The following is a 15,150-nucleotide window of genomic DNA, read 5'->3' as shown; positions in this document are numbered from 1 at the left end:
CGCCCGATGCGCGGCAAAGCATGCCTGTCCGTTTCCAACAGGAGCCCTTTTACCCGCTCGGAGCAGTGCTTTCAGCTTCTGAAAGCACTGCTTTTACAAACGAAAAGCACTGCTGTTGCAAGCTGAAAAGGCAGCTTTTGGAAACCGTCATCCATTAAACACGGAATGAGGAAGCCAAGTTTGGAATTGTGAAACGATTGTTAATAATTTCTCTTACTTTTATTTTCGGTGCAAAAGTACTGCTTTTTTTGCACTTTGGCAAGCCTATGGGTGCCCGCTTTGCTTTTTGCACCAAGTTTGGAGGCCACAAGGTGCCGGTGCTTGCATGCCCGCGGGGAGACAAAAGGCCGTCGGTTGCCTGGGCGGACTACTTCACTCTCACGATTCTTATCCCCAATTGTGTGGGATGACGGTCCATGTATTGCCTGAGGGTCATGGGCTCTTCGACGACTTTCTTCCGAATCTGGCTGGCGTTGAGCATGTGCAGGCCGTCCGCATGCCAGACCGCAATGCCCAGGTGGCTTGTGTCGAGCCCCTTCTTGTTCGTCACGATGGCGATGATGTCTCCGTCGTGTATGACCGCGCGCAGGAGTTTCGTGTTCTTGATTTCCGTTTTGGGTATATAGCGGCACGACTTGTCGCTCAGTCTTTTCTCGACGGTCTTTATCCTGGACACTCTGTCGGAATGGCCTTTCAGCATGGGATAGAAGTCCACATGGGTGGACATGTAGTCCAGTTGCAGTTTCTGTGTCGCGGAAAAGGGGGGAGTGGGACTGGAAATCTCTTTGACGTGTCCCGCTTCCGAGTTGGCCTTTATCCAATCGGTAAAGTAATGCTTCCTCGAAACATAATCGACATTGCCGCCATGATAGCGAATGCTTTGCAATGTGCGGTAGAAGTCCTCGAACCGCAACGTGTTCGCCTTTGCGCACATGGTCAGTGCCATGACGTTTTCAACGTATGTCGTGCAGTCCAGCTGGCGCAGGTTCACCACCAGCCTCTCACGGCTGTTCCGCTCCAATGTCTTGGCGACATACGGCAGATTCCGCAGCTGGCGGGCGAAGTACACCATCAGTTCGCCCGCCGATTGGGGCTTGCCGCTCTTGCCGAGCAGCCGCACCACTTTCAGGCTGTCGTCGCTTGTATAGTCTGTCTCTCGGCCGCCATCCGGCATTGCCGCCCTCACACCCATGGTGGAAAGCCACAGTGTCAGCAGAAAGATGATTCCTTTCTTCATCATGTTTTCAACCAATCATTCTGTCCAAAGCCGCAATCAGTAGATTCTGTCAACCTGTTTCACGCCTTTGACGGTTCGGATTCGCTTCAACAGAGCCTCAAGCCTGCTCGTGTCGTCAAGCTGAACGACGAGATTCCCTTTGAAAATGCCGTCGTTGCTGTCTATGTTAATGCTTCTCATTACAATCTTCTCTTCCTTGGAAATGATGTTCGTTATATTGCTGACGATACCGATGTCGTCTGTTCCGATGACTCGTATGGCAATGCTGTACTGGCCGTTTCCCTTGCCGCTCCATTTGGCTTTGACGATGCGGTAGCCGAATCTTTTGCGCAGTTCGGGAGCGTTCGGACAGTCTGAACGGTGGATGGTTATGCCGCCGTTGACCGTGACGAAGCCGAAGACCTGGTCGCCATATATGGGATGGCAGCACTGGGCCAGCTTGTAGTCAATCCCCTTGAGGTTTCTGTCGATGATCAGGACGTCGTCGTTGCCCTGTGCCAGTTCCTCGTGAGGGTTTTCATAAGCGAACAGTTCGGCGCTGGCCGCCGTCCGGGGCGTGTTGGCCACATTCTGCTGCTGATTGTACACCTCGGTGTATTGCTCTATGATGAGGTTGGAGTCGAGCTTTCCGTCTGCAACATCCTTGTAGAACTCCGAATTTTCCTTGTAGCCCATCTTCTTGATGAGGTGGGCCATTGTCGATTCTTGTATTTCCAGCTTGCGATTCTTGAACCTTCGTTCCAGCAATTCCTTGGCCATCAGGCCTTCCTTGGCCTGCGTCTCTTTCAAGGCGAGACGTATCTTCGACTTGGCCTTGCTGCTCTTGACGATGTTTAGCCAGTCGCGTTTGGGCTTCTGGTTGCTTTGCGTGAGGATTTCAATGGTGTCGCCCGAATGCAATGTCTCCCTGAAGGAAACGGCTTTCCCGTTGATTTTTCCACCGACACAGGTGTTGCCGATATTGGTATGGATGTGATAGGCGAAGTCCAGTATGGTGGCGCCTTTGGGAAACTTGATCAAGTCGCCTTTTGGCGTGAAGACATACACCTCGTCTTCATACAAGTCCATCTTGAACTGGTCCATCAGTTGGAGGTCGTCATTGTTCTCCAAGGCCGACCTTATGCTGCCGAGCCACTCGTCGATTCCACCTTCGCTTTTGACTCCCTTGTACCGCCAATGGGCTGCCAGGCCTCGTTCGGCCACCTCGTCCATGCGTTCCGTTCGTATCTGCACTTCGACCCACTTGCTTTCCGGGCCCAACACGGTGATGTGAAGGCTCTCATAGCCGTTGGTCTTGGGAACGCTGAGCCAGTCGCGAAGCCTTTTCGGATTGGGCTGATACATGTCTGTCACGATGGAATAGACTTGCCAGCACAACATTTTTTCACGTTCGACGGGAGAATCGATGATGATTCGTATGGCGAAAAGGTCGTAAATGCCCTCGAAATTGCATTTCTGCTTTTTCATCTTCTGCCAAATGGAGTGAATGCTCTTGGTGCGGCCTTTCATGTGATAGTGCAAGCCCGCCGCTTTCAGGCGTTCGTCCAAAGGTTGTACAAACCTTTGGATATACGCGTCGCGCGCCTCCTTCGTCGCGTTCAGCTTTGTTTTGATCAGGTAGTATGCGTCGTGTTCCAGATATTTCAGGCTCAAGTCCTCCAGTTCACTCTTCAATTTGTAGAGTCCGAGCTTGTGGGCCAAGGGCGCATACAGATAGCTTGCCTCTTCGGAGATGGCCCGTTGGGCTTCCTTCTGCTCGGTATCACGAATCTGACGCATCAGATTGACCCGGTCGGCAATCATGATCAAGATGACCCGCATGTCTTCGGAGAACGATATCAGCAGATTTCGGAAATTCTCGCTTTCAATCACGGGATTCTTCTTGTACAGCTCCTGCACTTTTACCAAGCCATGGATGATGTGGGCGACGCCTTCGCCATATTCGGCTTTGATGTTATCTAAGGTCGAGGATTCGGTTACAACGCCATAATAGAGTAGGATAGAGAGGACGCTGTCACGCTTCAAACCTATTTCGTTCACAGCAATTTCCGCAGTGCGCAGGCCTTGCAGGATGGGATTCAGGCCGAAGGCGTCCCGCTTCAGCCGCCCCTCGCGAATGGCCTGCATTATCTGCCGACGAAGTTTTCTTTCGTCGTCAGGCCACAAGGTGTCCGCAACGGATTTACTCAAAAGTGACAGCAACCGTGTCGTTTCCGCCAACTCTTCTTGCGTGAACTCGAATTTCTCTACCATACTATAAAACAATGTTATTGGTGTTGCTCCCTTAAGAGGTCATTCACCACCTTCACCGGGTTGAAGGTGCTGAGGGGAACTTCGACAAAAATCGTATTCCAATCGCTCATGGCACCATTCCAAAGACCGGGAAGCTCCAAAGCCTTCAATTCTTTTCCATTCTTGCTCTTGTGACTGATAAAGCCTGTATTGTGGTCTACGTAGTCCGGAAGATTGAATTTCTCACCTTTATAATTATAGGTGGCGCACACGAGGTCGACGGGGTTGAAGTGAGTGCCATTGGTAAACATCTTGACAAACTCTTCATTGCGTGTGTCTATCTGGCTGCTTTCCAGAATCTGGAGACTTGTGGTGCCATCCTGATTGTAAACGACAAAGGGACCGCCTCCGGGTTCGCCCACATTCTTGACAACGCCACAGACGCGCATGGGACGATTCAGCTTTTTCTTCAAGTAGCAAGTCAAATCGGCATCTTCCAACTCTTTCAGGTCTTCCTTCCTGCAACACAAATCCCGTTGGAGGAATCTGACTATCTCTTGCAGCAACTCATGTGAATATTCGCCGTTATCCAAGATGTCAAGATACCTGAAAGCCTGTGTCTGCTTCTCGACAAGAACACCCGCAATGATCTCCTTGTATGTTGTCGTGTCCGATTTCAGCCGGTCTGGCGTGACGTTGTCTATATTCTTCACGAAGACGATGTCGGCCTGGATGTCATTCAGATTCTCTATCAGGGCGCCGTGTCCACCCGGACGGAAGAGTAGGGTGCCGTCTTCATTCCTGAAAGGAGTGTTGTCGGGGTTCACCGCAATCGTATCGGTGCTGGGTTTCTGCTCGGAAAAGGATATGTTTAGTTTCAAGCCATATTTCTTTTCTATGCCGGCAGCTTTTTCATTCACCTTCTCCTTAAACAGCTTCAGGTGCTCATGGCTGACCGTGTAATGCACTTCCGCCGTGCCATTGGAGCTTGCGTATAAGGCTGCCTCCACCAAATGCTCCTCCATGGGAGTGCGGTTTTCATCACGGTAATGATGGAACAGAATCAATCCCTTGGGCAGCTGGCCGTAATTGAGGCCACAAGGCAACAGCAGATTTTCTACGACATCTTTGTAGCGGGATTTTTCAAGAAGAGCAGGGATTGCCTCTCCTTGATTCTTAAGGCAAGCCGCATTCAAGGCCTCGTAGAACGCAAATTCTGTTAGATGGGCAAAGAACTCCTTTTCATAGTCGGTTTTCGGCTTGTCATAGTCTGCTGAAAGAAAAGCAAACAGGTCTTTGAACATCCTACTTGCAGCACCACTGGCAGGCACGAACTTTAGAATCCGTTTTTTTCCGCTGGCTCGATAATCTTTCCACAGCGCTTGATATTTCTTCCGTTCCTGTTCGGTCAGTCTCAAGACGCCTGCATCTATCGTTGCCGCCGCTTTCAATTTTAAATAAGGAAAACCTTCCGAGAGTTGTTTCAACTGGCGGACAACCTGTGTTTCCGTCATCCCTCGCTTTTCAATCTGAATCTTGTCAGTTTCTGTCAGTAGCATAAACAAATCCTCCGTAATTTAATTCTTTTTATATGATTTGATGGTTTTCCGCAGGGCAAAATAGGCAATTGCCAACACAAGCGCACCTATGATTGCATATTTGATGTATTCGCTATAGGATTCTATGGCTTCTCCAAGTTTGTCTTCGGGTACAATGGAATACAGATACCATCCCAGGAAAGCGAGAATGCAATTCCAAACGCCGGCACCTATCGTCGTATAAAGCAAAAACTTTCCATAGTGCATCTTTGCAAGACCGGCGGGAATGGATATCAGGTGTCTGATTCCGGGAATCAGCCTGCCCGTTATGGTCGCAACCATGCCGTGATTGTTGAAGTAGGCTTCGCTTTTCTCGACCTTTTGTCTGTTAAGCAAGCAAAGCTTTCCCCACTTGCTTTCGGCAAAGCGATAGATGATGGGGCGCCCCAGATAATAGCCTGCAACATAGTTGATGGTCGCACCGCAATCGGCGCCCACTGTCGCCAACAGGATGACAAGCCAGATGTTCAGGTTGCCTCCTGCCGCATGATAGGCGGCAGGCGAAACGACTAATTCCGAGGGAACCGGTATCACTGTGCTTTCCAACAGCATAAGGAACCATACCGTGAAATAATTGAGATTATTTAGAAGATAAGAGAGTATGGACATGATTGAAGTCTAAAATGTTACTTGTTGTTTGTAAGATAATGGAATAGGGGGACGCGTGTAAGGCTTTTTTGATTGCAAACAAATTGAGCCATAGGATTCGCCTATGGCTCAACTGTATTTACTTGGTGTTAAGTTTTGCCCATGCGTCTTTCAAGCCGACGGTCTTGTTGAAAACCAAATGTTCAGCCACGGAGTCGGGATCTTTCATGAAATATCCGATTCGTTGGAACTGCAAATACTCGCCAGGCTGTTTTTCGGCTGCCCAGTTTTCTATATAACAATTGTTCCTTACGATATAGCTGTCTTTATTGAGCAAATCCAAGAAGTCACGTTCGTCTGCGGACGGGTCTTCCACCGTGAAGAGACGGTCGTACTCACGAACCTCCGCCTTCTGGCAATCATCGGCAGACACCCAATGCAATGTACCTTTCACTTTCCTGTTGGCTCCGCTCTCACCACTCTTGCTTGTTGGATCGTATTCTGCCTGAATTTCTATGATGTTGCCATTCTCATCCTTTGTACAGCCTGTACAGGTGACGATATAGGCATTCTTCAGACGAACCTCTTTGCCGGGAGTCATACGGAAGAACTTCTTCGGAGCTTCTTCCATGAAGTCGTCACGTTCTATCCATAAATTCTTTGAGAACGTTATGGTATGTGTGCCATCCTGTTCGTTTTCCGGATTGTTGACAGCGACTAATTCTTCTTTCAAATCTTCGGGATAATTGGTTATAACCAATTTCACGGGATCAAGTACGGCACTCACGCGGAAGGCTCTCTTGTTCAAGTCTTCGCGCACACAAGACTCCAGTAGAGCGATGTCGTTCAAGGCGTCGAATTTCGTATAGCCGATGGAGTCGATGAAGTTGCGAATGCTCTCTGGGCTATAACCTCTACGACGCATTCCACACAATGTCGGCATGCGAGGGTCGTCCCACCCATTGACCAGGTGCATGTCAACCAAGGCGTGCAACTTGCGCTTGCTCATCACCGTATAGGTCAGGTTGAGTCGGTTGAACTCTATCTGCCGAGGTCTGTAATTGGCGTTGCTGTCATTTTCTTTTTCCAACAAGAAATCGACAAATTTGTCGTATAGCGGACGATGGGGGACAAACTCAAGCGTGCAGATGCTATGGGTCACCCCTTCAAAGAAGTCGCTTTGTCCATGTGCAAAGTCATACATGGGGTAGGCGTGCCACTTCGTACCTGTCCGGTGGTGTGGGATATGAATGATTCTGTACATGATGGGATCGCGAAAGTGCATGTTGGAGTTGCCCATGTCAAGTTTCGCACGAAGCACCATGCTGCCTTCCACGGCTTCTGGCGTATTCATCTGCTCGAACAGCCTGAGATTTTCCTCCACAGGTCTGTCTCTATAGGGACTGGCAGTTCCGGGAGTGGTTGGCGTTCCCTTCTGGTCGGCGATTTCCTGGGCTGTCTGCTCATCAACATAGGCATGTCCTTTCTGAATCATCCAGACAGCAAACTCCCACAGCTTCTCGAAATAATCAGATGCGTAATAGATATTTTGCCATTTGAAGCCCAACCACTCAATGTCATTCAGGATGTTTTCGACATATTCCGTATTTTCCTTGCTGGGATTCGTGTCATCAAAGCGCAAATTACATATGCCCTTGTATTTCTCTGCTATACCGAAATCCATGCAGATGGCCTTGGCATGCCCGATATGGAGATAGCCGTTGGGCTCCGGCGGGAAACGAGTTTGGATTCGGCCATTGTTTTTTCCTTCCTCCAAGTCCTTCTCGACAAGTTGTTCTACAAAACTTATTCCACGCTTTTCCTCTTTTGGTAATTCTTCTGTAACTGCCATATTCTTACTCTATTAATAATGCAAAAGTAATAGAAAAGTATCAATTTACAAAATAAAGCTCTGCCTTATTATCCCATGAGTATGTCGCCAAAGAAATCTGGACGATGGAAATCCGGCTTCTCGATGTCGACCTTGTTCCATGACAGGAAATGTGGCCGGCTCAATTTGTCACCACATTTATAAATGTTGGCTTTCAACTTCATACCGTCAAAGCTCTGGATATTAGATTGAAACCATGCCTCTGTGGGAATGACAAGAACCATGTTCCAAGTGAAATCGCCTTCAGTAAGTGCTATGTCATCCGAACCTAACGAACTCCATCTCATCACTTTGTCAAGAACAGATGCAGGAGCCAGCTGTCGGCCTTCACGGACCGGACCACATCCGATAAGCAACCGGCCGGTGCAATTACATTCCATATTATAATAGAAGTCATCGCCAGGAAGCTGTGAGAAAAATTCGCAGCAGGAATCTTCCCACACTTTGCCATTGTCACGGCCGGCAACGGAAGCAATGCTTGTTTCTTTCACGCGATATTCTATGATTAGGCATTGGCCGTTATGTGCCATACGGAATGAAAACTCAGGTTTGTAAGGATAATCGGCAGACCAGTTGGCGTTGGTCACATCAGTATATGCTACATGTTGTTCATCCAGCAACTTTATCGCCGTGCTGAGATCTATAGATTGCGTTTCAAGCCTGGCCACTTTTATATTTTCCATAAAACAATATTTATATGATTACTTCCTTGCAAATTTACGAAAAAAAACAGTATGATATTTGCCGTAAATAGGAAGTTTAACGAAAATCGACCTTTTTGCTTGTTTTAGTCTCTTTATGTCTGGCAATGTCCAAACCATCTATTTTAAAAAATGAAGTTGGGCGAACTGTTGTTTTCAACAACCAAATAGATGGTCTAAATTATCTGACATTGCAAGGTTGGGAATTATTTGAGCCAAGAACTGAAGCTAAGGTGAGTAACTGGGTCGCAAGAAAGAAAGTTTCTCGTGAGGTTTTAGCCCAATCAGTAAAATCAAATACGTTTTATTTAGATGAAACTCCAAAAGTTCAACTTGATATGGCTGAAAAAAATATTCATATTGATTATAAGTAATTCTGAGGTGATTAATTATTGCTGTCCAGTAAACTTTTATATGCGGGAAAAAGGTTTACCGGACAGCAATAAATCGAAACCAACGTGTAGTTTAATATTCAACTTTTTGGGGCCATCACAGCCTTCCTTGCTCTCCGAGGTAGCTGTCTTTGAATCCGAGGAAGTAGAGAATGCCGTCCAGTCCGATGTTGTTGATACTTTGTTTGGCGTTGGCCACAACCCTAGGCTTGGCATGGAAGGCGATACCCAGACCCGCTTCAGAGATCATGGGCAGGTCGTTGGCACCGTCGCCGACGGCTATTGTCTGTGCCAGATTCACCTTTTCCACCTGCGCAATCAGCTTCAGTAGTTCGGCTTTGCGGTGTCCGTCTACGATTTCGCCCAGATAATTGCCCGTGAGTTTGCCGTTTTCGTCAATCTCCAGTTCGTTGGCATAGACATAATCAATGCCGTAGCGGCGTTGCAGATATTCGCCGAAGTAGGTGAAGCCACCACTGAGAATCGCAATCTTGTAGCCACATGTCTTCAATACCGACATGAGACGGTCAGTCCCTTCCGTGATGGGCAGGTGTTCGGCGATGTCCTGCATGACATGCGCATCCAAGCCCTTGAGCAGTTTCACCCTTTCCGTGAAACTCTCCTGGAAGTCTATTTCGCCCCTCATTGCCCTCTCGGTAATCTCCCTTACCTGGTCTCCGACCCCGGCACGCTCGGCCAGTTCGTCGATACATTCCGTCTGAATCAGCGTCGAGTCCATGTCGAAGCAGATGAGACGGCGCATTCTGCGGTACATGTCGTCTCGCTGGAAAGAGAAGTCTATGCCCATGTCGGCCGACATCTTCATCAGCTGTTCCTGCATTTGGCCGTTGTTTTCCGGTGTTCCCCGCAGTGAAAATTCAATGCAGGCCCTGACGTTCTTCTCCGGGTTTAGAATGCTCTGGCGACCGGTCAGCCGCAGAATCGAGTCGATGTTCAAGCCTTGCGCCGCAATGATTTGTGTGGCTGAAGCAATCTGCTTGGCTGCCAACTGCCTGCCGATGATGGTCAGGATATACCTGTTTTTGCCTTGCCTGCCCACCCAGCTTTCGTATTCGAGGTCGCTGATGGGCGAGAATCCGATGTTCACTCCCAGTTCGGTGGTCTTGAAAAGCAACTCCTTCATCACCTGTCCGGAGTAGCTTTCATCCATTCTGACGAGGATTCCGAGCGACAAGGTGCTATGGATGTCGGCCTGTCCGATGTCGAGTATCTGCGTATTGTAGCGGGAGAGAATCGTCATGATCGACGCAGTCAGCCCCGGGCGGTCCTGTCCGGTAATGCTGATCAATATCTGTTCTTTCTTGATTTGTTCCATAATGGGATTTTATTCGTTTACTTTCATTGCAAAGGTAGCAACTTTTCTCCAAAGCCATTAGTTAAGACTTAAAGTTTTACTACTTTTGCATTCAAATACGAAATGCAGATGAATTCCAAGGCAAAAGGCTTTGCGGCCGGTATTTTAGCCGCTGTTTTCTATGGTACCAACCCCCTGGGTACACTCTATCTCTACCAGGATGGCATTACTTCAAGCTCCGTTTTGTTCTATCGCTACGCGCTGGCCGTCGCGATGTTTGCCCTCTGGATGGTGGTCAAAGGCGAAGACTTTCACATCAAGTTGGGCCACGCCATCCGTTTTGCGGTGCTCGGCGCTTTCTTCGCCATGTCATCCGTCACGCTCTATCTCAGCTTCCACCACATGGATGCGGGCATTGCCAGCACCATCCTGTTTTGCTATCCCATCATGACGGCGGTGCTGATGGTCGCTTTCTTTCATGAACGAATCACCTGGGGCACAACGGGTTCCATCATCATGGCCGTCACTGGCATCGGACTGCTCTATCGAGGAGACGGCTCGGGCACGCTTTCACCGGTCGGTATCAGCCTGGTTTTGCAGTCATCCCTGCTTTACGCGTTTTATATCATCGGCGTCAACCGTTTTCAAACCTCCTATTCGTCGTTGAAGTTTACGTTCTGGATCGTGCTGTTCGGCCTGTTGTGCATCCTCGCCTTCACCTGGATTTCAGGCGACACGTTGCAACTTCTGACCACCGTTCCCCAGTGGGTCAACGCCCTTCAGCTGGCTTTGCTGCCCACGGTGTTGAGCCTTTTCTGCATGACCATTGCCATCAAGAATATCGGCAGCACTCCCGCTGCCATCATGGGGGCGCTCGAACCTGTCACGGCGGTCGTCATCGGCGTGTGTGTCTTTGCCGAAAGCTTCTCATTCCGACTGGCCGTCGGAATCCTCCTGATTCTTTCCGCCGTCATCGTGTTGATTCTTTCCAAAAGAACCAACGGCTGACATGATTCCTGTGAATAGCCTTTCTGCGCCATCCTGATGGTCAAAACGTGTGTAATAGATAAGGTTGGGACGGATGAAGAAGTTGTTTTCTGTATCAAATAAAGGCCTTGTTTATCAACGACTTATGGCTTTTGGTAAAATGCGGGGCCCCGCATGACGGTGTCAAAGCTGTGCTTTTATCCTCTAAAAGGGGGCCGTTCAGGAGCCAAAAGGGCTGCTTTCAGCGCGCAATCGCTGTGCTTCTACAAGTTGAAAGCACAGCGATTGTCTATTCGGAAGGCAGGTTTGTCTCGGTCGTCTCTTCGTTCTTGGCTTTTCGCTTCTTGGGCAACCGCCCGCTCTTGCGCAGCGCCTCGGCTATGATCCATTGCATCTGGCCGTTGATACTGCGAAATTCGTCGGCCGCCCACCGCTCTACGGCCGCCATCGTGTCGCCGTCGAGCCGCAGGATGAATGATTTCGTGTTTGTTTCTTTCTTAGCCATTTTCTGTATTGACAGCCTTTCGGCGGCTTACATGTTCAACGTTCCCGTGTTGACGACAGGCTGCGCGTTGTCTTCGCCGCACAGCACCACCATCAGATTGCTCACCATGGCGGCCTTCTTGTCGTCGTCCAGTTCCACAACGTCGTTCTCGGCAATCTTGTCGATGGCCATTTTCACCATGCTCACCGCACCTTCCACAATCTTCTCGCGGGCCGCGATGATGGCGTCGGCTTGCTGGCGGCGCAGCATGACAGCCGCAATCTCGGGCGCATAGGCCAGGTAGTTGATGCGCGCCTCTACGATTTCAATGCCCGCCATGGCCAGTCTTTCGTTGAGTTTGGCTTCCAGTTGCCTGTTGATTTCATCGCCTCCGCCCCGCAGGGTCATTGCGTCGTCGCTCTCATTGGCGTCGTATGCGTACTGTCCGGCCGTCTGGCGAAGGGCCGCGTCGCTCTGTATCTTGACGAAGTTTTCGAACGCTTTCATAATCAGATTCACGTTGTTGCCCACCTGAGTGGTGTTGGCCATCGTCTGCGCGTCGATTTCGAACATTGCCTTATACGTGTCAGAGAGCTTCCAAACCAGCACCAGCCCAATCATGACTGGGTTTCCCTGCTTGTCATTCACCTTTATCGGTTCGGCATCGAGGTTGCGGGCGCGCAGCGAAAGCTTCTTGGTGTTGATGAAAGGGTTGACCCAGTAGAAGCCCACTTTCTTGAAAGTGCCCTTGTAGGATCCGAAGAACATCATGACGCGGGCCTCATTGGGCTCTTGTCGCACGAGTCCTTTTTGGCAAAACAGGCTGGCGGCGATCAGCAGAATGCCGCCCGCGACGCTGACGTTATGGGCATACGCAATGCCCAGATAGGCCCAATAGCCGCCTATGCCGAGGCCGGCCAGAATCAGAAACAGGGCCAGAAAACCGTTTAGGGTCAGCCCGTTGAACAGCACTTCCTGCTTCGTTTCGCTTTTGAAGTTTTTCTCTTCCATGTCGTTATGGTTTTAAAGGTGAATAATAAGTTGTCTTGATAAGCCCGAAAGCATGTCGATTGCATTTAAAATGATATCATTTTGATATTGCAAAGATAAGCGATGGTTTGACAAGTTGTATCATGTGTGCCTTATATTTAATGTATATTAACCCTCGACGGCTTCTGTCCAGCTTCTACGTTATCCCTTCTTTTCGTAACTTTGCACCCATGATGATAACCGAAGAAGACAAGATAGACGGGCTCACCGTCGATGAACTTCGTCAGAAGCGCGTTGCCGTGCTGCTGTCGGGGGGTGTCGACAGCAGTGTCGTCGTTTGGGAGTTTGCCCGTCTGGGGCTTCATCCCGACTGTTTCTACATCAAGATTGGCCCCGAGGAAAAGGAGGAATGGGACTGTTCGAGTGAGGAAGACCTGGAGATGGCCACGGCCGTTGCGGCCAAATATGGCTGCCGATTGCAGGTCGTCGACTGCCACAAGGAGTATTGGAACCAAGTGACGCGCTACACGATGGAGAAGGTGAAGGCCGGATTCACGCCCAATCCCGACGTCATGTGCAACCGATTGATCAAGTTCGGGGCCTTCGATGAGAAGATGGGGCACGACTATGACCTGATCGCCACGGGCCATTATGCCCGGACGGAGGTCGTGAATGGCGAAAAATGGCTCGTGACGAGTCCCGATCCGGTGAAGGACCAGACCGACTTTCTGGCACAGATTTACGACTGGCAGTTGCGCAAGGCCATCTTTCCGATAGGCCACCACGTGAAGGACGAGGTGCGCGAGATTGCCGAAGCCGAGCATTTGGTCAACGCCAAGCGCAGGGACAGCCAGGGCATTTGCTTCTTGGGACAAATCAATTACAATGATTATCTGCGTCGTTATCTGGGCGATTGCCCGGGCGACGTCATCGAATTGGAGACCGGCTGCAAGATAGGTGAGCACCGGGCACTGTGGTATCACACCATCGGACAGCGCAAAGGACTGGGCTTCGGCGGCGGTCCTTGGTTTGTAGTGAAGAAGGATGTGGAGCGCAACGTGCTGTATGTCAGTCATGGTTACGACCCTGCGACGGCTTACAAGCAAGACTTTAAGGTGCATGATTTCCATTTTCTCACCCGCAAGGACGTGCTCCCGTCGGGTGGCAAGGTGACGTTCAAGATTCGCCATACCCCCGAATATCACCCGGCTGTGGTCGAACGGCTGTCCGACCGTGAGTTTATCATTCATTCGGAGACCGCCATCCACGGTGTTGCGCCGGGCCAGTTCTGCGTGGTCTACGACGAGAGACATCACCGTTGTTACGGCAGTGCCGAGATAACCTTCTGATGTTGAATTTATTCCGTTTTTCTTTTGAATCCTTATTCTTTTTCGTACATTTGCAGAAAGCAATGCTGTGTGTGCGTTGCTGTTGTTCATTTGAATTGTAACGTATGAGAAAGATAAAGACAGGCAAGCCGCTTTCCGAGCGTGAAAGCACTTCTTTGAATGCTTATTTGGATGAAATCGGCAAAGAGTCTTTGCTGTCGATGGAGGAAGAGCAGGCCCTATCGGAACGGATACATCAGGGCGACCGCCAGGCTTTGAACAAGCTGACGGAGGCCAATCTCCGCTTTGTCGTGGCCGTTGCCAAGCACTTTCAAGGACAAGGGCTGGGCATGAACGACCTCATCAGTGAGGGAAACGTGGCGTTGTTGCAGGCCGCGGAGAAGTTTGAAGCAGGCCGGGGACTGCGTTTCGTGGCTTTTGCGGAGATGTATATACGCAGGGCCATCGAGCGGGCGTTGAACGAACAGGCCGGCATTTACAGGTTGCCGCGGGGCGAAAGGAATCCCATCGAACAGTCCAACAGCAAGCCTTTCTCCGTGGACGCGCCCTTGGCAACGGGTGCGAACGTGAGCCTTTTGAATGTGTTGCACGACGGCGATGCGCCGGAAGCCGACCGAGAGGCTGTGGAGGCATTTGACCGAAAGGCCCTGGAGGAGGCGATGACCGTGTTGAACGACCGCGAGCGGGTGGTGATCGCCGCCTTTTATGGAATCGGCCAAGACCATACGACCTTGGCGGAGATAGGCAACCGGCTGGAGGTGAAACGCGAACGGGTGCGGCAGATACGCAAGACGGCGTTGCGAAAGCTGGCCAAGTACAATCCCGCATTGAAGGAGTTGTAGTCCGGCGGTCGGTTTTGACGGCTTGGAAAGTGCAGGGGCGCAACGGAAAGACCATCTTTCCGTTGCGCCCCTTGGCTTTCGAGGTTGTCATTCCTTCAAAGGGAATGGTTTCGTTTTCAATCGAATACGCTCCCCTTGGTCAACGCATACCTGCCACCGCCCGTCAGACAGAGCACGACCGCGCCGAGCAGATAGAGCATGGGCAGTTCGATGGCCCAGCCGCCGGTCATCGGGTCGACGGAGAAAATCTGTCCGAGGTGCGCCATGAGGATGGCGACAACCATGTTGCCGGCAAACACCACGGAGGCTGCACGTGTCCACAGGCCGATGATTATCATGAGGGAAGCGACCAACTCGGCAGCCAACGCGCCATAGGCGATGAAGGGGGGCAGTCCCATCTGCGCGAGCATGCCGCCGATGAAGCCGACACCGGCCGTCAGTTTATGGATTCCGTGAAACAGCATGAGGCCGCCGACGGTGAGTCGCAATACAAGCAATCCTCAGTCATTGCTGCGCAGGAAATCTTTTGTTAGAGTCATTTCAT

General features: G+C 50.4%; 14 protein-coding genes. 4 read left to right on the top strand and 10 right to left on the bottom strand.

The window, feature by feature from the left end; translation table 11 throughout:
- Window positions 1–367: 367 nt before the first annotated feature.
- From K334_RS0103820 to K334_RS0103795, 6 genes are all read right to left on the bottom strand, one after another.
- Window positions 368–1,240: an N-acetylmuramoyl-L-alanine amidase-like domain-containing protein gene (locus K334_RS0103820; protein ID WP_051218648.1), complete on the bottom strand. Its 873-nt coding sequence runs from the start codon at window positions 1,238–1,240 to the stop codon at window positions 368–370.
- Between the two features lie 33 nt (window positions 1,241–1,273).
- Window positions 1,274–3,490: a RelA/SpoT family protein gene (locus K334_RS0103815; protein WP_025880764.1), complete on the bottom strand. Its 2,217-nt coding sequence runs from the start codon at window positions 3,488–3,490 to the stop codon at window positions 1,274–1,276.
- Between the two features lie 14 nt (window positions 3,491–3,504).
- A complete protein-coding gene (locus K334_RS0103810) occupies window positions 3,505–5,028 on the bottom strand; it encodes a DUF4301 family protein (protein WP_025880766.1) in 1,524 nt (507 codons plus the stop codon).
- 18 nt (window positions 5,029–5,046) lie between these two features.
- Complete coding sequence (locus K334_RS0103805) at window positions 5,047–5,676, bottom strand: DedA family protein (RefSeq protein ID WP_025880768.1); 630 nt, start codon at window positions 5,674–5,676, stop codon at window positions 5,047–5,049.
- Between the two features lie 118 nt (window positions 5,677–5,794).
- On the bottom strand, window positions 5,795–7,507 hold the full coding sequence (locus tag K334_RS0103800; RefSeq protein WP_025880770.1) for a glutamine--tRNA ligase/YqeY domain fusion protein: 1,713 nt from the start codon (window positions 7,505–7,507) through the stop codon (window positions 5,795–5,797).
- 68 nt (window positions 7,508–7,575) lie between these two features.
- Window positions 7,576–8,229, bottom strand: a complete 654-nt coding sequence (locus tag K334_RS0103795) for a carbohydrate-binding family 9-like protein (RefSeq protein ID WP_025880771.1) — start codon at window positions 8,227–8,229, stop codon at window positions 7,576–7,578.
- Window positions 8,230–8,324: 95 nt separating this feature from the next.
- Between K334_RS0103795 and K334_RS13450 the strand changes: the two genes are divergently transcribed.
- Complete coding sequence (locus tag K334_RS13450) at window positions 8,325–8,621, top strand: hypothetical protein (RefSeq protein WP_021588519.1); 297 nt, start codon at window positions 8,325–8,327, stop codon at window positions 8,619–8,621.
- Window positions 8,622–8,736: 115 nt separating this feature from the next.
- Here K334_RS13450 and serB read toward each other — a convergent pair whose 3' ends face one another.
- A complete protein-coding gene (gene serB, locus K334_RS0103785; protein ID WP_025880773.1) occupies window positions 8,737–9,975 on the bottom strand; it encodes a phosphoserine phosphatase SerB in 1,239 nt (412 codons plus the stop codon).
- Between the two features lie 102 nt (window positions 9,976–10,077).
- On the opposite strand from serB, the gene K334_RS0103780 reads away from it, so the two are divergent.
- Entirely contained in the window at window positions 10,078–10,962 is an 885-nt protein-coding gene (locus K334_RS0103780; protein ID WP_027444541.1) for a DMT family transporter, read from the top strand.
- A 268-nt stretch (window positions 10,963–11,230) separates the two neighbouring features.
- On the opposite strand, the gene K334_RS0103775 is transcribed toward K334_RS0103780, so the two are convergent.
- Together K334_RS0103775 and K334_RS0103770 are read right to left on the bottom strand one after the other, a co-directional pair.
- Window positions 11,231–11,446, bottom strand: coding sequence for a type II toxin-antitoxin system antitoxin (locus tag K334_RS0103775; protein WP_021588567.1), 216 nt, complete (start codon window positions 11,444–11,446; stop codon window positions 11,231–11,233).
- Window positions 11,447–11,473: 27 nt separating this feature from the next.
- The gene (locus K334_RS0103770; RefSeq protein ID WP_025880775.1) at window positions 11,474–12,436 is read right to left on the bottom strand and encodes an SPFH domain-containing protein; all 963 of its coding nucleotides are present in this window, start codon (window positions 12,434–12,436) and stop codon (window positions 11,474–11,476) included.
- Between the two features lie 212 nt (window positions 12,437–12,648).
- Between K334_RS0103770 and mnmA the strand changes: the two genes are divergently transcribed.
- Window positions 12,649–13,764 carry a tRNA 2-thiouridine(34) synthase MnmA gene (gene mnmA / locus K334_RS0103765; protein WP_036889949.1) on the top strand — a complete coding sequence of 372 codons (1,116 nt, stop codon included), beginning with the start codon at window positions 12,649–12,651 and terminating at the stop codon, window positions 13,762–13,764.
- Window positions 13,765–13,868: 104 nt separating this feature from the next.
- Window positions 13,869–14,606 (top strand): sigma-70 family RNA polymerase sigma factor, encoded by a 738-nt coding sequence (locus K334_RS0103760; RefSeq protein ID WP_027444538.1) that lies wholly within the window; start codon window positions 13,869–13,871, stop codon window positions 14,604–14,606.
- Between the two features lie 116 nt (window positions 14,607–14,722).
- Here K334_RS0103760 and K334_RS13445 read toward each other — a convergent pair whose 3' ends face one another.
- Entirely contained in the window at window positions 14,723–15,103 is a 381-nt protein-coding gene (locus K334_RS13445; protein WP_238318958.1) for a DoxX family protein, read from the bottom strand.
- Window positions 15,104–15,150 lie beyond the last annotated feature (47 nt).

Source organism: Segatella baroniae DSM 16972 = JCM 13447 (assembly GCF_000426585.1).
GTDB lineage: Bacteria > Bacteroidota > Bacteroidia > Bacteroidales > Bacteroidaceae > Prevotella > Prevotella baroniae.
The sequence above is the reverse complement of the archived record's forward strand: the minus strand, read 5'-3'. Positions and strand labels throughout refer to the sequence as shown.

Coding starts and splice junctions, on each gene's coding strand:
- K334_RS0103805 (WP_025880768.1), bottom strand. CDS start 5,676: ATGTCCATACTCTCTTATCTTCTAAATAATCTCAATTATTTCACGGTA.
- K334_RS0103795 (WP_025880771.1), bottom strand. CDS start 8,229: ATGGAAAATATAAAAGTGGCCAGGCTTGAAACGCAATCTATAGATCTC.
- K334_RS0103770 (WP_025880775.1), bottom strand. CDS start 12,436: ATGGAAGAGAAAAACTTCAAAAGCGAAACGAAGCAGGAAGTGCTGTTC.
- mnmA (WP_036889949.1), top strand. CDS start 12,649: ATGATAACCGAAGAAGACAAGATAGACGGGCTCACCGTCGATGAACTT.
- serB (WP_025880773.1), bottom strand. CDS start 9,975: ATGGAACAAATCAAGAAAGAACAGATATTGATCAGCATTACCGGACAG.
- K334_RS0103810 (WP_025880766.1), bottom strand. CDS start 5,028: ATGCTACTGACAGAAACTGACAAGATTCAGATTGAAAAGCGAGGGATG.
- K334_RS0103800 (WP_025880770.1), bottom strand. CDS start 7,507: ATGGCAGTTACAGAAGAATTACCAAAAGAGGAAAAGCGTGGAATAAGT.
- K334_RS0103820 (WP_051218648.1), bottom strand. CDS start 1,240: ATGATGAAGAAAGGAATCATCTTTCTGCTGACACTGTGGCTTTCCACC.
- K334_RS0103775 (WP_021588567.1), bottom strand. CDS start 11,446: ATGGCTAAGAAAGAAACAAACACGAAATCATTCATCCTGCGGCTCGAC.
- K334_RS0103815 (WP_025880764.1), bottom strand. CDS start 3,490: ATGGTAGAGAAATTCGAGTTCACGCAAGAAGAGTTGGCGGAAACGACA.
- K334_RS0103780 (WP_027444541.1), top strand. CDS start 10,078: ATGCAGATGAATTCCAAGGCAAAAGGCTTTGCGGCCGGTATTTTAGCC.
- K334_RS0103760 (WP_027444538.1), top strand. CDS start 13,869: ATGAGAAAGATAAAGACAGGCAAGCCGCTTTCCGAGCGTGAAAGCACT.